Annotated in this window: 15 protein-coding genes; 7 read left to right on the forward strand and 8 right to left on the reverse strand. The window is 71.9% G+C overall.

Going from position 1 to position 18,786, the window contains the following annotated elements:
- The gene (locus ABZ622_RS28485) at nt 1-456 is read right to left on the reverse strand and encodes a hypothetical protein (protein WP_360547922.1); all 456 of its coding nucleotides are present in this window, start codon (nt 454-456) and stop codon (nt 1-3) included.
- A gap of 158 nt (nt 457-614) precedes the next feature.
- On the opposite strand from ABZ622_RS28485, the gene ABZ622_RS28490 reads away from it, so the two are divergent.
- The 3 genes from ABZ622_RS28490 to ABZ622_RS28500 are packed head-to-tail and all read left to right on the forward strand — an operon-like array spanning nt 615 to nt 3,437.
- Entirely contained in the window at nt 615-1,460 is an 846-nt protein-coding gene (locus tag ABZ622_RS28490; RefSeq protein ID WP_360547984.1) for a YndJ family protein, read from the forward strand.
- Nucleotides 1,457-1,981 carry a DUF1990 domain-containing protein gene (locus tag ABZ622_RS28495; protein ID WP_360547924.1) on the forward strand — a complete coding sequence of 175 codons (525 nt, stop codon included), beginning with the start codon at nt 1,457-1,459 and terminating at the stop codon, nt 1,979-1,981. The genes ABZ622_RS28490 and ABZ622_RS28495 overlap by 4 nt, the downstream gene beginning before the upstream one ends.
- A gap of 19 nt (nt 1,982-2,000) precedes the next feature.
- Nucleotides 2,001-3,437, forward strand: a complete 1,437-nt coding sequence (locus ABZ622_RS28500; protein WP_360547926.1) for a lipase maturation factor family protein — start codon at nt 2,001-2,003, stop codon at nt 3,435-3,437.
- Here ABZ622_RS28500 and ABZ622_RS28505 read toward each other — a convergent pair.
- The 3 genes from ABZ622_RS28505 to ABZ622_RS28515 form a co-directional block, all read right to left on the reverse strand.
- Nucleotides 3,415-5,778 carry an alpha-L-fucosidase gene (locus tag ABZ622_RS28505; protein ID WP_360547928.1) on the reverse strand — a complete coding sequence of 788 codons (2,364 nt, stop codon included), beginning with the start codon at nt 5,776-5,778 and terminating at the stop codon, nt 3,415-3,417. The genes ABZ622_RS28500 and ABZ622_RS28505 overlap by 23 nt on opposite strands.
- Before the next feature lie 209 nt (nt 5,779-5,987).
- Nucleotides 5,988-6,164: a hypothetical protein gene (locus tag ABZ622_RS28510; RefSeq protein WP_360547930.1), complete on the reverse strand. Its 177-nt coding sequence runs from the start codon at nt 6,162-6,164 to the stop codon at nt 5,988-5,990.
- Between the two features lie 347 nt (nt 6,165-6,511).
- On the reverse strand, nt 6,512-7,996 hold the full coding sequence (locus ABZ622_RS28515) for an SDR family NAD(P)-dependent oxidoreductase (protein ID WP_360547932.1): 1,485 nt from the start codon (nt 7,994-7,996) through the stop codon (nt 6,512-6,514).
- Between the two features lie 300 nt (nt 7,997-8,296).
- On the opposite strand from ABZ622_RS28515, the gene ABZ622_RS28520 reads away from it, so the two are divergent.
- From ABZ622_RS28520 to ABZ622_RS28530, 3 genes are all read left to right on the forward strand, one after another.
- Nucleotides 8,297-9,532, forward strand: a complete 1,236-nt coding sequence (locus tag ABZ622_RS28520) for a fused response regulator/phosphatase (RefSeq protein WP_360547934.1) — start codon at nt 8,297-8,299, stop codon at nt 9,530-9,532.
- Entirely contained in the window at nt 9,529-11,154 is a 1,626-nt protein-coding gene (locus tag ABZ622_RS28525; RefSeq protein WP_360547936.1) for a CHASE3 domain-containing protein, read from the forward strand. The genes ABZ622_RS28520 and ABZ622_RS28525 overlap by 4 nt, the downstream gene beginning before the upstream one ends.
- Before the next feature lie 99 nt (nt 11,155-11,253).
- Nucleotides 11,254-11,709, forward strand: coding sequence for an ATP-binding protein (locus tag ABZ622_RS28530; protein WP_266430109.1), 456 nt, complete (start codon nt 11,254-11,256; stop codon nt 11,707-11,709).
- A 55-nt stretch (nt 11,710-11,764) separates the two neighbouring features.
- Here the strand turns inward: ABZ622_RS28530 and ABZ622_RS28535 are convergent, their stop codons facing one another.
- The 3 genes from ABZ622_RS28535 to ABZ622_RS28545 form a co-directional block, all read right to left on the reverse strand.
- On the reverse strand, nt 11,765-14,365 hold the full coding sequence (locus tag ABZ622_RS28535; protein ID WP_360547938.1) for a PA14 domain-containing protein: 2,601 nt from the start codon (nt 14,363-14,365) through the stop codon (nt 11,765-11,767).
- Nucleotides 14,366-14,373: 8 nt separating this feature from the next.
- Nucleotides 14,374-14,988 (reverse strand): hypothetical protein, encoded by a 615-nt coding sequence (locus tag ABZ622_RS28540; RefSeq protein WP_360547940.1) that lies wholly within the window; start codon nt 14,986-14,988, stop codon nt 14,374-14,376.
- Nucleotides 14,989-15,192: 204 nt separating this feature from the next.
- Entirely contained in the window at nt 15,193-15,888 is a 696-nt protein-coding gene (locus ABZ622_RS28545; RefSeq protein ID WP_360547942.1) for a (2Fe-2S)-binding protein, read from the reverse strand.
- 234 nt (nt 15,889-16,122) lie between these two features.
- Between ABZ622_RS28545 and ABZ622_RS28550 the strand changes: the two genes are divergently transcribed.
- Nucleotides 16,123-17,292, forward strand: coding sequence for a DMT family transporter (locus ABZ622_RS28550; protein ID WP_360547944.1), 1,170 nt, complete (start codon nt 16,123-16,125; stop codon nt 17,290-17,292).
- Here the strand turns inward: ABZ622_RS28550 and ABZ622_RS28555 are convergent.
- Nucleotides 17,262-18,674 carry a transglycosylase family protein gene (locus ABZ622_RS28555; RefSeq protein WP_360547946.1) on the reverse strand — a complete coding sequence of 471 codons (1,413 nt, stop codon included), beginning with the start codon at nt 18,672-18,674 and terminating at the stop codon, nt 17,262-17,264. The genes ABZ622_RS28550 and ABZ622_RS28555 overlap by 31 nt on opposite strands.
- Nucleotides 18,675-18,786 lie beyond the last annotated feature (112 nt).

An 18,786-nucleotide genomic window follows, 5' to 3' on the forward strand; every position in this document is an offset into this window, starting at 1 on the left:
CTACTCGCCGGCGAAACAGCCGTACGGCGCCACGGACACACCCTCGACGACACACCTCGGGTCGTCCTCCCCCGCCGTCGGGTCCACCTCACGCGCCTCCAGCACGCGCATGGACCAGACGGAGAACCCGGCGTGGAAGTCGTGGCCGATGTCGCACGGTGTGCTGGTGTACCCCTTGGCGTGCAGTTCGGCGACGACGTCGTCGATCAGCCGGTGGGTCAGCCGGATCCCGTCGAATCGCGCCTCGGCCTCGCCGCCCTGCCCGCTGTAGCCGATCTCGACGAGTTCCACGGTGCCGTCGGGTGCGTAGGTGATCACGAGCGTCGGCGTGGTGTCGTACACGGCACGGCGGCCGACGGCGGGGCCGAGGACCGGCGGGCCGACGCGCTCCTCGACCCGGGTCCGGTGGTCACCGATCATGACGGGGCCGACACCGCGTCCAGGGATGATTTCCATGCCCGGCATCCTGCCACCGGCGCCCGGGTCTTCCCCCCTCCCGTCCTTCGCGCTACCAGCCCCTCCCCGCCCCCGCACACCCCCACTTGAACACGTTCAAGAAAGCTCGTAGAGTCGGCGCCGAAACACAGTTGAACACGTTCAAGTCGGGGGCGGCGATGTCCGTACTGGTCAATTCGATCGTGATGCTGGGCATGCTGGTGGTGGTTCCGGCGGGACTGCGGCTGACCGGTGCGGCCGAGCTGGACCGGATCCGGCGGCTGTGGCCGCTCTTCGCCGTTCCCGGCGTCGTCTCGCTGTGGCTGCCGCGCGGCCCCGCCGCCACCGCCCTCGCGCTCTGTTACGCGCTCGGCGCCCTACTCCTCGCGCTGCACGCCCCGCACCGGCTGCTCCGCAGTCCGTCGAGGTCCACAGCACCGGCCGAGGTCGCCCTGCTCACCGCCCTGGTCACCCCGTCGGTCGCGGCCCTCGCGCTGGTCGCCGAACGCTCGGGGCACCCGCTCTTCGGCTTCGGGCTCGGCATCCTCGCGCTGACCGTGCCGCACTTCCACTTCGCCGGATTCGCCGCCGCGCTGGTCGCCGGGCTCGTCTGCCGGGTCGCCGACAGCGCCGCGGGAAGGTTCGCCGCGCTGAGCGTCCCGCTGGGCACCCTGCTCGTCCTGATCGGCTACTTCATCGGCGACTGGGCCGAACTGGCCGGCGCGGTCGTCCTGACCGCGGGAATGTGGACCGTCGCCCTCCTCACCTGGCGGTCCGTCCGCAGCGGGCAGCGGGACCGGATCACCCGGAACCTGCTCGCCGTCTCGTCCGCCGTCCTGGCCGTCACCATGGTGCTCGCCCTGAGCTGGGCGCTCGGCGAGGCCACCGGAATCCCGCACCCCTCACTGACCTGGATGGCCGCGACCCACGGCCTCGGCAACGCGCTGGGCTTCGCGCTCTGCTCGGTGCTCGCCTGGCAGCGGCTGCGCGATCACACCGACCCCGTAGAAAGCAGGACCGCATGAGCACCCTCAGCTACCCCGAGGTCGGCGCCACCCGTCTCGGCCCGCTCCCCACCGGGTACCACCACCTCCACCACCGGACCCCGGTCGGGCGCGGCCGGGCCGACCTCGAAGCGGCGGGCGCGGCGATCACCGAATGGCGCATGCACCGCACCAGCGGGGCCCAGGTCCGGGCCTCGGCGCCCCGCGCCGGGGACGGGGTACGTGTCCGGGTGTCGCTGGGCATCGGCCCGCTCCGGTTCACCGCACCCTGCCAGGTCGTCTGGACCGCGTACGAGCAGGACCGCATCGGGTTCGCCTACGGGACCGAGGTCCGGCACCCGGAACGCGGCGAGGAGTGCTTCGTGGTGGAGTCGGCGGACGACGGGACGGTGTGGTTCACCGTCATGGCGTTCAGCCGCCCGGCCGCCTGGTACACCCGGCTCGCCGGACCCGTCGTACCGGTGCTCCAGCGGCTGTACGCCCGGCGGCTGGGCAGCACACTGCGTCGCATCGTGGACGAGGAGCGCGGCGGGCGGGGCTGAATCGCCGATACTGGAGGTGATGAACTGGTTCACCGCAGACGGGTACTGGCTCAGCCGGCTGATCTTCCAGCGGGCGCTGGCCGCGGTCTACCTGGTCGCGTTTCTCACCGCCGCGCTCCAGTTCCGGGCGCTGATCGGCGAACGCGGCATGCTGCCGGTACCCGAGTTCCTGCGCCGCACCGACTGGCGCGACGCGCCGGGGCTCTTCCGGCTGCACTACTCCGACCGCTTCTTCGCACTCGTCGCCTGGACCGGCTGCGCGCTGGCCGTGGCCCTGCTCGCGGGCGCGGACTCGTACGTTCCGCTCTGGGCGGCGATGCTGCTCTGGGCCCTGCCCTGGGCGCTGTACCTCTCGATCGTGCAGGTGGGCCAGACCTGGTACGGCTTCGGCTGGGAGTCGCTGCTGCTGGAGACCGGCTTCCTCGCCGTCTTCCTCGGCAACGCGCACACGGCTCCCCCGGTGCTGGTGCTGTGGCTGCTGCGCTGGGTGCTGTTCCGGGTGGAGTTCGGCGCCGGACTGATCAAGATCCGCGGCGACGAGTGCTGGCGCAGGCTGACGTGTCTGTACTTCCACCACGAGACCCAGCCGATGCCGGGACCGCTGAGCTGGTTCTTCCACCGGCTGCCGAAGCCCGTCCACCGGGCCGAGGTGGCGGCCAACCATGTCACCCAGCTGCTGGTTCCGGTGCTGCTGTTCACCCCGCAGCCGGTGGCGAGCGCCGCCGCCGGGCTGATGATCGTCACCCAGCTGTGGCTGGTCGTCTCGGGGAACTTCGCCTGGCTGAACTGGATGACGATCACCCTCGCCCTGTCCGCCGTCGACTGGTCCCTGTTCACCGCGCCGCCCGCGCAGTCCGCGCCGCCGCTCTGGTACGAGATCGTGGTCATCGCGGTGACCGCGCTGGTCGTCCTCCTCAGCTACCGGCCGGCGCGCAATCTGGTCTCCCGCCGCCAGGTGATGAACCGCTCGTTCGACCCGTTGCACCTGGTCAACACCTATGGCGCGTTCGGCAGCATCAGCCGGGTCCGGCTGGAGGTGGTGGTCGAGGGCACGGACGAGCAGGTGCTCCACGAGGGAACCCTCTGGCGGGAGTACGGCTTCCGCGGCAAGCCGGGCGACCCGCGCCGGATGCCCCGCCAGTTCGCCCCGTACCATCTGCGGCTGGACTGGCTGATGTGGTTCGCGGCGCTCTCCCCCGCGTACGCCCGGCCCTGGTTCGGCCCATTCGTGGAGCGGCTGCTGGAGAACGACCGGGACACCCTGCGGCTGCTGCGTCACAACCCGTTCCCCGACGCCCCGCCCGCGCATGTCCGCGCCAGGGTGTACCACTACCGGTACACGACCTGGCGCGAACTGCGGGCCACCGGGCGCTGGTGGCACCGGACCTACGTACGGGACTTCATGCGCCCCGTCTCGCTCGGTCCTGCCTGGCTCAGCCCGACCAGGCGATCTTGAACACCCAGGCGTGCTTCCCGGTCCGGCGGGCCGCCGCCGGTACGTCGATCACCAGCGAGCCGCCCCGGACCCGCCAGTTGAGCGGCCGGTCGTGACCGAGCAGGGTGACCCGGTCACCGCCGCGGACCGGCACCGGCGCCTCGACGGTGAGGGTCGCGCCGGGCCGCGCCAGCGAGTGGATGTAGAACGCCCGGTCCGGCCGCAGGGTGAACCGCAGGTCCTCACCGAGCTGCGGCATCCGTGACCAGTACGTGGTGTCGTAGATGGCCTCCCCGTTGGTCTTCAGCCACTCCCCCGTCTCGCGCAGCCTGCGCTGCATGATGTCGGGGATCGTGCCGTCGGCCCTGGGCCCGATGTCCAGCAGGAAGTTGCCGTTCTTGGAGACGATGTCGACGAGCGAGTGCACGATCTCCTCGGCCGTCATGTACTTCTCGTCCGGCGTCTGGGCGTTGTAGCCGTAGCTGTACGGGTCGAGGCCGCGGCTGGACTCCCACTTCGCGGTGACGATCTGGTCGTACGTCGTGTACTCGGGCGTGGTGAAGTCGTACGCGCCGATCCCGGAGCGGTTGTTGACGGTGACCTCGACCGGGCGGGCCCGGTTCTTCGCATGGTTGAAGTACTCGGCCAGCACCCGGTGGCTGTCGTTGTCGCCGCCGATGTCGCACCAGAGGATCTCGGGGCCGTAGCCGTGGATCAGCTCCAGCATCTGTGGGCCCTGGAACTCGGTGACGTAGTCCCTGCCCGCCGTGTGACCGGTGTACGGGACCGGCTCCAGGGTGTACGGGTTGCGCGGGGCGTGGCCCATCCACGGGTGGTCGGGGTTGAACCATTCGGGCATGGAGAAGTACAGCCCGGGGTGGAGTTCGGGGGTGTAGCGGCGCGAGGCGTCGAAGAGCTCCTTGACCAGGTCGCGCCGGGGCCCCATCTTCACCGAGTTGCGGTCCGAGAGCTTGGTGTCCCAGAGCGCGAAGCCCTCGTGGTGCTTGGAGGTGAGGACGTGGTACTGGGCACCGGCGTCCCGGAACAGCTCCACCCAGGACCGCGGGTCGAAGCGTTCGGCGCGGAACCGCGGGATGAAGTCGTCGTAGGCGAAGGACTCGCCGTAGGTGTCGCGATGGTGGGCGTAGGTGGGGTTGTTGGGGTCCTGCATCTGGCTCCAGTACCACTCGGCGTACTGGGTGCCGACCGGCGCCCAGGCGGGTACCGAGTAGACCCCCCAGTGGATGAAGATCCCGAACTTCGCCTGCTGGAACCAGTACGGCGCCTGATGGGTGGAGAGGGAGGCGTCCGTCGGTGCGTAGTCGGGGACGCCGAGGGTGAGCGAGCGCCGGACCGTGGCCGCCCGGGCTCCGCGCCCGCGGGCGACGACGTCGCCTTCCCGGGCGGTGCCGGGAGCGGTGCCCGGTCTGCTGCGGATACCGATGCGGACGCGGGCCTGCTCGCCGGGCGCGAGACGGCTGACGTGGGAGGGCTCGACGGTACGGGCCCCGGGCACGTCCACGGAGAGGGCGAGGCCGTCGGCGGCGAGGATGCCGACCGTGCCCGCGTTGACGACGGTGGCCTCGACGCTCTGGGCGCCGGATTCCAGCAACGAGGTGGTGGAGCGGGCGTCGCGCAGCGACAGCGCCCGTCCCTGGGCGGCCGGCTGGAGCGAGAGGGCGAAGATGTGCAGGGACGACTTGTTCGCCTCGGCGGGCTGAGTGGTGGGCAGGGTGATCGCGACGGCTTCCCTGGCCGGGTCGAGCGCGATCTCGCTGACGGCGATGGACACCTGGTGCGGGTCCTTGGCGCCGTCGGCGGTGTAGCGGTACGGGGCGGTGAGGGCGCCGCTGCCGCCGTACCAGTCGGGCCCGCCGAGCGCCGGGGTCGCCGTGGTGCCGTCGGCGTAGTGGACCGTGGCCCGGCCGGACGCGGCGCCGTAGCTGCACGAGGCGAGGAAGAGCGCGGAGAGATAGCGGCCGGGCGGCAGGCCGATGCGCTGGCCGAGGGCGACGACGTTGTTCTTGGTCCCGGCCGCGGAGCCGGGGAAGAGGAAGGCGGTGCCGCCGATCTCCCGTTCTCCGGCGGGGAGTTCCTCACCCGGGAAGGTGTAGCCGGAACCGTCGAAGTCGCCGCCGCGGGCGTCGGCCGTGTCGATTCCGTCGTTGTCGAACCACGTGTCGAGAGGCACGGGGACGGCGGCGGGAACGGTGCCCCACCCGCCGCCGTCCGTGCCGGCTCCGGTGCGCGGGGCGGCTGCGGGGGACGGGGCCGCTTCGGCGGTGGCGGGGGTGAGCAGGGCGGCGCCGACTGCCGCCCCTGCCGTCATTCCGAGTACATGGCGCCTGGGAAGTTCGGTCATGACATCCGATGATTGGAGCGCGACGCGAACCTGTCAATGCAATCTTCCAGACGGAATGAAACTCCCTCCCCGCACCCATCCGATGAATGAACCGGCCACGGCGGCCTTGACGCATCGGGTCCCCGAACGAGGGGGCCTCCACGCCCGAGCTCCGGCCCGCGCGATGCGGGCCGGAGCTCGGGTGTTCGGTGCCGGGGTGTGAAGCGGAGTCAGTCGATGCCGGGCAGGATGTGCGGCTCGGCGAGGTCGTCCTCGTAGCCGGCCAGCCGGATCGGCGCGGACCTGGCCCAGACCTCGATGTTCCGGAGCTTCTCGGGCCTGCGGGCCCGGTCTCCGTGCCGTTCGGCAGGCCGCTTCTCGTGCTTCGTCAGTTCCGGTGTCGTCACCGCGCACTCCTTTGTGTCGCGTAGCCCCGGGCGTCGCCGATGTTCCGGCCTCATTACCGGGAATCGGCTGCCCGTGCGGGGCAGGGGCAAGAACAGTTCGGTCGCGGTGGCGCCGGGTACGGGGCGGGACGGCGGCCTGGTTGACAAGCCTGTCCCGGGACGGTCGAGGAAGGTTTGTGGACTCCTCGATTACGTCCGTTCACATCAGGGTAACCAAATGAGCGCTTCCGCGCTCGATGGAACGTGTGCTCTAGGTCACTTTCAGCCACCACGCACGAAGAAGACCCGGCCGGGAGCGACTCCCGACCGGGTCCATGACGGCTCACGGACGCCGCATCACCCGCCGACTACCAGTTGGCGGGCGCGTAGTCCTTGAGGAAGCAGCCGTACAGATCGTCGCCCGCCTCGCCGCGCACGATCGGGTCGTAGACGCGGGCGGCGCCGTCCACCAGGTCGAGCGGGGCGTGGAAGCCCTCCTCGGCGAGGCGGATCTTGTCGGGGTGCGGGCGCTCGTCGGTGATCCAGCCGGTGTCGACGGCGGTCATCAGGATGCCGTCCTTCTCGAACATCTCCTGGGCGCTGGTGCGGGTGAGCATGTTCAGGGCGGCCTTGGCCATGTTGGTGTGCGGGTGGCCGGCGCCCTTGTAGCCGCGGCTGAACACGCCCTCCATCGCCGAGACGTTCACCACGTACGCACGCTGGGCAGCCGTCGCGGCCATGGCCGGGCGGAGCCGGCTGATCAGGATGAACGGGGCGGTGGAGTTGCAGAGCTGGACCTCCAGCAGCTCGATCGGCTCGACCTCCTCGACCGTCTGGATCCAGCTGTTGGTGTCGTGCAGGTCGGGCACCAGTCCGCCCGCGTCGATCGCCGTCCCGGCGGCGATCCGCTCCAGCGACGCGGAGCCGGTGACCAGGGCGAGCTCGGTGACGTCCTGTGCGCTCAGCCCCTCCTTGCGGGCACTCGGCAGGGCCGCGACCCGGTCGACGGTGCCGCTGCCGAAGGTGCCGATGACCTCGGCGGCGGGCAGCTCGCCCGCCGGGAGCGGCGCCGACTCGGCGTTGACCAGCTCGCTGTAGGCGTTGGGCGAGCGGCGCACGGTCTGCGCCGCGTTGTTGATCAGGATGTCCAGCGGGCCCTCGGCGGCGACCGAGTCGGCGAGCGCGACGACCTGGGCGGGGTCGCGCAGGTCGATGCCGACGATCTTCAGCCGGTGGATCCACTCGTCGCTGTCCGGCATCGCCTTGAAGCGGCGGATCGCGTCGTTGGGGAAGCGGGTGGTGATGGTGGTGTGCGCCCCGTCGCGCAGCAGCCGCAGCGCGATGTACATGCCGATCTTGGCCCGGCCGCCGGTCAGCAGCGCGCGCCGGCCGGTGAGGTCGGTCCGGGCGTCGCGGCGCGAGCGGTTCTCCTTCGCGCACTGCTGGCAGAGCTGGTGGTAGAAGGCGTCCACCTCGACGTACCGGGTCTTGCAGATGTAGCAGGAGCGGGGCCGCTGGAGCACGCCCGCGATCTCGGCGCGGGCGGACGACGACGGCAGGACGCCCTGTGTCTCGTCGTCGATCCGGTCGGCCGAGCCGGTCGCGGTGGCCTCGGTGACCGCCTTGTCGTGGGCGGTCTTGGCGGCGCGGCGATCCTGGCGGCGGCGCTGCTTCACCGTCCGGTAGATCCCGGCCGTGGCGCGGCGCACGAGGATCGCGTCCGGGTGGTCGACCTCGATGCTGTCGAGTTCGTCGAGCACGCTCAGGCAGACGGCCAGCCGCTCCGGGTCGATGCCGGGACCGAACTCCTCAGTTCCGGGAGCGAGCTCCGGGCTGTCCTCTGTCACCGTCATTGCCGTTCCTCTGTCATCCGTCTCTCGTGGCGCCGACCGCCGTACCTGCTCCTGCCGGGCCGAACGCCCCGATCAAGTCTGCCATGCAGCGGCCGCTGCTCCGTTCGCGTGACTTCCCGCACGGTTCCACGGCCGATCGGCCCGGACGCCGACGGGCGTGGGCCGCCCGCGCCCGGACGTCCCCTCCACGGGGCGGTCACATATGCTTCGCTGCCATACGGCCGGGGTGGGCCGTGCCGCGCGTACAAGGGGGGGTGCAGTGTGACCGGGCTCCCCGCCGACGGCTCTCCGGCGAAACCTGTGCGTTCGGACGCCGTCCCCGTACAGCCGAGTCCTCCCGCGGTCGGCAACGGCTCGGTCTGGGACGTCGACGCCGTGATCCTGCTGGTCGAGGACGACGCCGGCGACGCGCTGCTGGTCGAGGAGATGCTCGCGGACAGCGAGCTGGACTCCGCGCTGACCTGGTGCAAGACACTGGCAGAGGCGCGCCGCTTCCTGGCCGGGAGCCGCACCCCGTGCTGTGTGCTGCTCGATCTGCATCTGCCCGACGTGTTCGGTCTGGACGCCGTCACCCAGCTCGTCGAGTCGGCGCCGGACGCGGCCATCGTGGTGCTGACCGGCCGGGCCGAGTCCGATACGGGCCTGTCGGCCGTGGCGACCGGCGCCCAGGACTACCTTGTCAAGGGACGGCTCGATCCGGAGGCGCTGGGCCGCTCGGTCCGCTACGCCCTCCAGCGCAAGCAGGTCGAGCGGGCGGCGGCGGCGCTGCGTGCCAACCGTCTGATGGCGCAGGAGAACGCCCGGCTGGAGCGCGGTCTGCTGCCGGTGCCGCTGCTGCTCGACAACTCCTTCGAGGCGGTCGCGCGGTACGAGCCGGGCCGGGCGCACGCCCTGCTCAGCGGGGACTTCTACGACGTGGTGCAGACGTCCGACGGCACGGTGCACGCGGTGATCGGCGATGTGTCGGGGCACGGGGCGGCGGAGGCGGCGCTGGGGGTCTGTCTGCGGGTGGCGTGGCGTACGGCGGTACTGTGCGCGACCGGCCAGCTCGAACAGGTCCGGCTGCTGGAGGAGATCCTGGTCGCCGAGCGTTCCGACCCGCATGTCTTCGCGACCGTCACCTCACTGGCCTTCGACCCGGACCGGCGCCGGGTGCGGGTGGTGCGGGCCGGGCACCCCGGACTGCTGCTGCGCGGCGGGGCCCGGGTGAGCTGGGAGGAGCCGGAGCCCGGGATGGCGCTGGGGCTGGTGCCGGGGACGGGAGCGGAGCGGTGGAGCGCCTCGGAGCTTTCGCTGCCCGGGGACGGCCGGCTCGTACTGTTCACCGACGGGCTCTTCGAGGGGCGTTCGGGACCGGGCTCCCGGCTGGGCGAGGAGGGGCTGCTCGCCATGGCCCGCAGGCACGGGGCGCTGGCGGCCCGGGATTTCGTGGACACGCTGGTCGACGAGGCCGCCGCGGCGGCGTCCCCGTACGGCGGTCTTGCCGACGACGTCGCCGTGCTCCACCTGGGCTGGGGTCGGAGCGGCACGCGATGAGCGGCCGCGACGTATCGCCGGGCACCCGGCCCGGCATTGCCTCACGCCTGTCGGTCCAGCGCTGGGTCCATCTGATCCTCGCCGTCTTCGTGCTGATCGTCTGCGCCGGTGGGCTCGTCGGTGGCCTGGTGCAGTCCCGGATATCCGACCGCACCACCGACCTGGTGGACCGCATCCAGCCCGCCCGTTCCTCGTCCTACCAGCTGCAGAACGCCCTGCTGGAGCAGGAGACCGGGGTCCGTGGCTTCGCGCTCACCGGTGACGCGACCTTCCTGCGGCCCTACGAGGAGGGGATGCGGGACGAGAGCCTGCGGCTGGCCCGGGTGCGCGCGCTCGTCGGGGACGAGCAGCCCTTCGCCGACGACCTCGACCGGATCGCCGCGGCCGCCCGGGAGTGGCGCGGCCGGCACGCCGAGCCGCTGGTCGCCGCGGTCCGCCGGGGCGGTCCGGCCTCCGAGTCCTCGGTCCCGATCCGGCAGAGCAAGGACGAGTTCGACACGCTGCGGCGGCTGTACAAGGCCCAGCAGGCCCATCTCGACGCGGCGCGCGACCTGGCCCGCGCGGATCTGGGTACCGCCCGCACCACCCGGGACCGGGTGTTCATCGCGTTGGTCGTGGGTTTCCTGGCAGCCGTGGTGGCGCTGGGGCTGCTGCTGCACCGGATGGTGGGGCGGCCGCTGAGCCGGCTGGCCGCCGCCTCCGACACGGTCCGGTCGGGGGCGTTCAGCAACCGGATCGAGGTCGGCGGTCCGTCGGACGTGCGGGCGGTCGCGGCGGCCGTCGAGGACATGCGCCGCCGTATCGTCGGGGAGCTCGCCGATTCCCAGGAGCGCGAGCAGCTGCTGGCGGAGCAGGCCCAGGAGCTGCGCCGGTCCAACGCGGAGCTGGAGCAGTTCGCCTATGTCGCCTCGCACGATCTCCAGGAGCCGCTGCGCAAGGTCGCCTCGTTCTGCCGGCTCCTGGAGAAGCGGTGCGCTCCGTCTCTGGACGGCCGGGCCCGTCAGTACATCGACTACGCGGTGGACGGTGCGACCCGGATGCAGGTGCTGATCGACGACCTGCTCGCCTTCTCCCGCGTGGGGCGGGTGCACGACAAGTGGAAGCCGGTCGGCCTCGACCGGACGCTCGACCGGGCGCTGGCCGATCTCGCGCTGGTCGTCGAGGAGTCCGGTGCCACGGTCGTACGGGAGTCCCCGCTGCCCGAGGTGACCGGGGATGCGACGGCGCTCTCCATGGTCTGGCAGAACCTGATCGGCAACGCGGTGAAGTTCCGCCGGCCCGAAGTGCCGTGCCGGATCACGGTCGGCTGTGTCCGGGAGGGCGAGGACTGGTACTTCTGCGTCTCGGACAACGGGATCGGCATCGCGCCGGAGTTCGCGCAGAAGGTCTTCGTGATCTTCCAGCGGCTGCACGGCCGGGACGAGTACGAGGGCACGGGCATCGGTCTGGCGCTGTGCCGGAAGATCGTGGAGGTACACGGAGGCCGGATCTGGCTGGACGAGGAGTCCTGGGACGGCACCCGGATCCGTTTCACCCTGCCCGTCTCCCCCGCCGCGCCCGCTTGCTCCGCGGCGGAGCAACCCCGCGCGGACTCGGCAGCCGGGCAGGTCGGCGATGGCTGAGATCTGCCGGGTTCTTCCCGGAGTGGGACCGTTCGTCGCGGGTAGGCGGACGTCGAGAAGCTGTCACCGAACACCCCTGCGTCGCCCTGGCTGGAGCACATGAACGAACAGGTCACCTCGCGACCGGCCGGCTGCCCCTGCCCGGACCGGTCCACGGAGGTTCTGCACAGCGCCGAGGTGTTCGACGGCGAGCCCGGCTGCATCGCGCAGGCCCGGGCGCTGGCCGATCGTTTTCTGGTCCGGCTGGCCGCCGAGTGGCTCGCGGTCTTCGGTGAGCACACCCGCAGCGATCTGCTGCTGGCGGTGAGCGAGCTGGTCACCAATGCGGACCGGTACAGCCAGGGCCCCTATCTGCTGGAGCTGGAGGGCACGGCGGAGCGCGTCAGCGTCACGGTGTACGACTCCAGCACCGCCCTGCCGCTGTTCTACTCCCCCGACCCGACGCGCCCCGGCGGCCACGGCATGGAGATCGTGGTGGCGCTGTGCGACCGGCTGACCGCGGAGCGGGTGCCGGTGGGCAAGCGCATCCGGGCCGAGTTCGAACTGAGCAGCTGAGCAGCCGAGCTGTGGGGCGGGCGGGACGCCGCCCGCCCCACGACCAGGTCATGGGTCAGGTGGCGGGGCACCCCGCCACGACCGGGTTCGACGCGTCGCGGACGAGCGCTTCCTGCGCCGCCCGGATCCGTTCGACGTCGGGTTTCACGATCCGGCGGTCGTAGGTGAGCAGTCCGTTCAGCTCCCCCTCGACGTCCGAGATCTGGGTATAGACGGCACCGTTGCCGCCCTTGCAGGCGAGCTTGCGCACCTCGTCGAGCCGGGCCAGATAGTCGTCGGTGTAGGTGGCCGGGTCGACCGCGATGTACGACTGCTGTACGGCCCAGGCGTGCCCCGGCACGGCCAGGCCCAGTCCCCCGTACTCACCGCTGACCAGGGCACGTTTCCCGTCGGGCTGCGGCAGCGCGGGGCTCGGGTAGCCGTGCGCGTCGGCGATGTCGCCGTTGCCGCCGTCCACCGCTCCGCAGCAGTTGAGCCCGCTCATGTTGTTCACCGGCCGGGTCGGGTCCCAGGACTTGGCCAGGTCCGCGATGCGGGCCTGGTCGTACTGGCCCCAGCCCTCGTTGAAGGTGACCCACATGACGACGGACGGATGGCCGGCGTGTTCGTCGATCATCTCCTTCATCTCGCGCTCGTACTCGGCGCGGGCGGCGGTGGAGGGGTCGACGGTGTTCATCGCGGGCATGTCCTGCCAGACCAGCAGGCCCAGCCGGTCCGCCCAGTAGAACCAGCGGTCGGGTTCGACCTTGATGTGTTTGCGTACGGAGTTGAACCCCATCGCCTTGTGCATCCTCAGGTCGTACGCGAGGGCCTCGTCGGTGGGCGCGGTGTGCAGCCCGTCGGGCCAGAAGCCCTGGTCGAGGGTGGCCATCAGGAAGACCGGCCTGCCGTTGAGAACGGTGCGCGGGGTGCCGTTCACCTTCTCGACGGCGATCGACCGCATCCCGAAGTAGCTCCCGACCCGGTCCGATCCGACGCGGACCTCCAGCCGGTAGAGATGCGGGTCGGCGGCGGACCACAGATGCGGGTCGGGCACCGGCAGGTCCAGTGCGGCACCGGTGTGCCCGCCGACGGTCGCGACCTTGCGCCCGCCGTCGTACGCGGTCGCCGTGACGGGCACCCCGTCCCGTACCCCGCGCACCTCGACGGCGAGCTTCTCGCCCCGGACGTCGGGGGTCAGCTTCAGCGAGTCGGCGTGGTCGGCGGCGACCGGTTCCATCCACACCGTCTGCCAGATCCCGGACGACGGGGTGTACCAGATGCCGCTGGGGTCGAGGCGCTGCTTGCCCATCGGCGGGTTCTCGCCGTCGGCCGCGTCGGTCGGGTCGTGGACTCCGACGATGAGTTCCTGGGTGCGTCCCGGCTTCAGCGCGTCGGTGATGTCGGCGCCGAACTTGTCGTAGCCGCCCTTGTGTTCGGTGACCTTCCTGCCGTTGACGTACACCTCGCACTGCCAGTCCACGGCCCCGAAGTTCAGCTGGAGCCGTTTGCCGGAGCCGACCTTCCAGTCCCCGGGCACGGTGAAGGTGCGGCGGTACCACATCCGGTCCTCGTGCCGCTCGATCCCGGAGAGCTGCGATTCGACCGGGTACGGCACGAGGATCTTCTCGCCGAGCTTCCTGCCGACCGGGGGCCGCTCCCCCGCCTTCGCCACGGCGAACTCCCAGGAACCGTTGAGGTTCTGCCAGTTGTCCCGGGTGAGCTGGGGCCGGGGGTACTCCGGCAGCGCGTTGTGCGGGCCCACCTCGTCGGCCCACCGGGTACGCAGCTCGTACGTGGAGCGGTTCGGTCCGCCGGACCAGAAGGCCCCGACGGCCTTTCCGTCCTCCCCGGCCAGGGCTCCCGCGCCGTCGTAGCGGACATCGGCGAGCCCGGGTGCGTCACCGGCCTTGTTGCCGACGACGGGTTCCTTGAGCGCCACGGTCAGGCTGCGCGGGTCGGCCGGATCGGCCTGGACCGCGCCGAGCGGCCACTCGGCGCCGCCGATGACGGCGTCGAGATGGTTCACCAGCCCGGCGGGCGGGGGCGCGAGCTTCTGCGCGAAGTCCAGCTTGAGCGTGCGTCCGTCGGCGAGGACGGTGGCGGCGACGGCCCCGTCGTATGCGAAGCCGTCGGGCAGCCGGAAGGCGGACTGCGGCACCGGTACCTTGCTGCCGCCGGGTCCGGTCCACTTCAGGTGGAGGTTGGATCCGCCCTGGTGCTCGAAGAACTCCACCTTGAGGTCGTACGCCCGGCCGGCCGTCAACTCCACCGGCTGCGAGGTCTGTTCCTTCTCCCAGTCGTCGACCCAGTGGTCGATGACCGGCTTCCCGTCGATCCAGAGCCGGAAGCCGTTGTCCCCGATCATCGAGAAGAGATGGGCTCCGGTCTTCTCCGGCACGATCTTCCCGGTCCACCGGATGCTGACGTCGTCGTTCTGCCCGGTGGCCGAGGCCAGCCGGGGCTCCAGCGTCGGGAAGTCGATGTCCGGGTCGAATCCGGTCGCCCTGAGCTGCCCGAAGTCGAAGGCGCCGGGGGCGGACTGGGTGTAGTACTCGCCCTTGAGACCATGCACGTCGCCGGGGTCGGGGGCGGCCGACGCGGTGGGCACGGCGGTCAGACCGGCGGCGCCGAGAACTGTGGCGAGAAGCAGTACCAGTTTCTTTCTGATGCGCACGGATCCTCCTAGCTGAGGAAGGGTGGCGGCTCGTTGCAACACGATGTACAACGTTGGAAGGAACGGCAGTTGGCATGACAGCACGACATCCGAGCCGGTGTCCAGGTACATGACACATCGAGTGGGTCGCCGTGGTCCGGCGCCGCGGGATCGGGCTCCCCGGCCCGCCCCCGGACGCGATACGCGCCTGTCGGCACGCCGTGGGCCGCCCCGTGCGGGGTCGTGGCAAGGACACCGACGCCGTGTGCGCAGGTGTCCGGTCCGATGGCGAGCGGGCTGACGCCGAGGGCCTTCGCCGGCTCCGGCGCCAGGTCGAACGCGGCGGTCCGCCACTGCGCCTCGTCCTTGCCGGACTCCTGCGCCGCGTCCCATTCGGGGCTCGGACCGAGCTCGGCGCGGCACGCCCGTTCGAACGGCAACGGCTCGCCCGGCGTGAGCAGTTCGTCCTCGCCCTCGCCGGTCTCGCAGCAGCGCCGGGGCACCGTGCCCCGCTCGGCCACGAGCCAGGCGGAACCGTCGCCCTGGGCCCCGTAGCAGTACGCCCGGGCCTGCCCGTTCCGGACGCTGAGCCGGGTGCACAACCGCGGGACGTCCTCGCTGCGTTCCTCCTCGCGGGGTCGCACCAGGCGCCGAACACGCAGGTCCGGCCGTCGAGCTCGGGAGTGACGAAGACGCGGGCGAACGCCTCGCTGCCGCCGTCCCGGGCGTCGTGTCCGTCCGCATGAAGCCCCCGGATACGTCGCTCGTCCGCGTCGTCCGTCTGCGTCGCTCTCGTGCGTGCGGACGGTTCGCCGTCCTGGCGGCGCTTCCGGGTCGGGCGCTCCCGGTCAGGCGCTGCCTGGTCCGGCACCTTCGAAGACGCAGTCCCCGCACAGGCCACCGCCCGGTGTGCGGTAGTACAGACAGCAACTGCGGCGGCGGAAGGCCGTGTCGTGCGGGGCACCGGTGTTCCGGAGGTCCGGGTGGCCGAAGAGTTCGGCGGCCAGTGCGCGGGCCCGCGCCGCGGCGTCGGGGCGGTGGTGGGTGCGCGCCCAGGCCAGGAGCTGGCGCAGGGCTCCGGCCAGCGCGGACCCCGCGTTGCCCCACAGCAGCCGGTCGGACAGCGCGCCGTCCCGGTGGACCGCCTCGGCCAGGGGTACGAGGTGGCCGTACTGGACGACTTCACGGATCCGGCAGGCGGTGGCGGGCAGCGAATCGGTGCCGTCCAGCCACAGGTCGTCGGGGGCCGGGTGCCGGGGATCCCAGTGGAGGCCGCCGGGCGAGAGGGCGGGGAAGCGGCCGGTCAGTGCCGCAGGTCCGAGTGCGACCGACCAGAGACGGGAGGCCAGCCCCAGGTGCGCGACCGAGGCGGCGACCCTGCGCTCGGAGGTGCCCAGCCGGGCGGCGACCGTGTCGATCCGGGCCGTGAGCGGGGCCTGCTCCCCCGCGTACAACCGCGCCAGCGGGCGGTGCGCCCCCTGCGGCGGCACGGTGGTCCGCAGCGCGAAGAATCCGCCCATCGAGGCCGCTGCGGACCCGCCCATCGCACGTGCTCCCTCCGGGCGTTCCGGTCACCGGTCCCGACTGTGCGGCCGCCCCGGCATGCCGCGGCCCGGCGCTCACCGTACCCCTGAGGGGTTACGGCTCCTGAGCCCTACGGGGGAGAACTACCCTCCGGAGGAGGACACTGGGACCACGGTCGTACTCCTGAGGCAGTACGCCGAATCGCCGTCTCAAGGACGACGACGCAGCCGTGTCGAAGGGACATCGTGGTGTACATGACTTCCCTTGCGCTGTCCGTGCTGCTGTCACTGGTCTCCGCGGTCGCGTACGCGGCCGGGGCGATCGTCCAGGAGCGCGTGGCGACGACCGGCAGCGGTCACTCGCCGGCACCGCTGCGCAACCGGGTCTGGTGGGCCGCCGTGGCGCTGAACGGCGTGGGCGCGGTGCTCCACGTCGTGGCGCTGGCCTACGGCCCGCTGAGCCTCGTCCAGCCGCTCGGTGCGCTGACCATCGTCTTCGCCCTGCCGATGGCGGCGCTCTTCGTACGCCGCCGGGCGGGAGCCACCGCGTGGCGGGGCGCGATCATGGCAACCGTCGGCCTGGCGGGCCTGCTCGCGCTCACGGGGAACTCCGAGTCGCACGCGCTGAACGGCCGGGACCAGCTGATCGTCGCCGGTGCGACGCTCGGTGCGGTCGCGCTGCTCCTGCTGATCTCCAAGGGTGTGCACCGGCCGGTGGTACGGAGCGTGGTCCTGGCCGGAGCGGCGGGCATCGCGTTCGGCATCGCGTCGGTGTTCACGAAGACCGTGGCGGTGGGGCTGGCCTCCGGTGCGGTGGGGGCCGGGGTGCCGGCGCTGCTGGCGATCGCCGGTTTCGCCGCCACCGGGCTGCTGGTCTCCCAGGCCGCGTACCGGGGCGCCGGGCTGACCGCGCCGCTGGCGACGGTGACCGTGGTGAACCCGGTGATAGCGGCGGTCGTGGGTCTCACGATGTTCGGCGAGCAGTTCCGGCACGGCACGGCCGGAACCATGCTCGCGCTGGCCTGTGCGGTGGTCGCCGCGGGCGGTCTGATCCTGCTCACGACGGAGCGGCTGGGCGCGGAGCACCGGGACGCCCGGGCGGCGGACGGCGGGCTCCCGGACGCCGCGGCGGACGGGGAGCGCGCGGGCGTGGGAAGTAGTGACGGCATGGAGCGCGAGGACGTGGCGGCCGCGGAATCGGCCCCCGTGCCGTCGGCGCCCGGCGGGACCGTCGAGGTGGTCCGGGGCACGTTCTCCGCGGCGCGTCGTCCCATGCCTGTGCTGATGCCGCTGGAGTGTCTGGGCCGGGTGGCCTTCGGGCCGGGGATGTCGCGGAACACCGGACCTGCGGGGCCGGCCGGTCCCGATGACCCGACCGGCCCCCAGGGCACCGTTCAGACTCTGACGCCGCCCGCCCTGAGGTAGGCCAGCGGGTCGATGTCCGATCCGTAGCCGGGGCCGGTGCGGATCTCGAAGTGCAGATGCGGTCCCGTGACGTTCCCGGTGGAGCCCGAGCGCGCGATCCGCTGGCCCGCCGAGACATGGCGGCCCTCACGCACGTGCAGCGCGGACAGGTGCGCGTACTGGCTGTACTTGCCGTCGCTGTGCCGGATGACGACCTGGTAGCCGTACGCGCCGCCCCAGCCCGCCGAGACGACCGTGCCGGAGGCCACCGCCCTGATCGACGTACCGGTCGGGACCGGGAAGTCGACCCCGGTGTGATAGCCGCTGGCCCAGGAGCCGGACTGGTGGTACGGGGTGCCGATGCCGGCCGCGACGGGTGCCACGAGTCCGGGGTGCTGCTCCGTGCGCGGCTTCGGCCGGTGGCTCTCGGCCTTCTTCGGGTGCGGCTTCGGCTTGGCGGTGCTCGGGTGCGGCTTCGGCTTGGCCGTGTCGTGGCGGGGCTTCGGCTTGGCCGTGTCGTGGCGGGGCTTCGTCACGGCGGCCTGTCGCTTCGGTTCGGCGGCCTGCTGGTGAGGCTCCGCCTCCGGACGCTCCGGCGCCGCCGACCGCTGCGGTGCGGTGGACTTCCGGGGCTTCGGCTCGGCCTTCGGCTTCGCCTGCGCGGGCGTGCCCGTCCTCGCGGGCCGGGCCGTTTCCAGGCTCAGGCGCTGCCCGGGCAGGATGAGGTCCGGGTCGTCCCCGACGACCTCGCGGTTCTGCGCGTAGAGGTGCTGCCAGCCGCCCCGGACGCGCTCGCTCGCCGCGATGGCGGAGAGCGAGTCACCGCGTGCCACGGTGTACGACTCGTGCTTGCCGGGCACGGTGGTCGGCGTGGCGGGGACGGAGGTCCGCTTCGTCGTGGGCCTGCCGGAGACGGTCCGGTCCGAGAGGGTCTCGGCCGGGGAGGTCTTGGCCGGGGAGGTCTTGGCCGGGGCCTTCACGTGGCCGGTGCGCTGTGACTGCGGGCTGATGTCGGCGGCGTCCCCGCGGCTGCTCAGCCCCGCCTTGGTCGAGCAGCTGGGCCAGGCACCCGGCCCCTGGGCTTCGAGCACCTTCTCGGCGATGGAGATCTGCTCGTCCCTGGTGGCCAGATCGGCGCGTGGGGCGTAGACCGTGCCTCCGTACGCCGCCCAGGTCGAGCGGGTGAACTGCAGTCCGCCGAAGTAGCCGTTGCCGTTGTTGATGTGCCAGTTGCCGGTCGACTCGCAGGCGGCGACCTTCTCCCACACATCCGGGGTCGCGGCGCCTGCCGAGGCTGCCGCGACGAACGGGAGCGCGAGGCCCGCACCGCCCGCGGTGACCGTGAGTGAGGCACGGTTGATCCGGCTCGGCTGATATCTGCGGTGCCGTCCGTTCGCGGCCATGACTTGGCTCCCCCACAGGCAGTAGGACACGTCGCAAGCGCCCAACTTATGTGCCGGCAAAGGGCGGTGACAAGACAGCGGCCGGACTCACCCGCCCCGGCCGGTCCAGCGG

Origin of the sequence: Streptomyces sp. NPDC007164, assembly GCF_040634135.1 — a bacterium.
GTDB classification, from domain to species: domain Bacteria; phylum Actinomycetota; class Actinomycetes; order Streptomycetales; family Streptomycetaceae; genus Streptomyces; species Streptomyces sanglieri.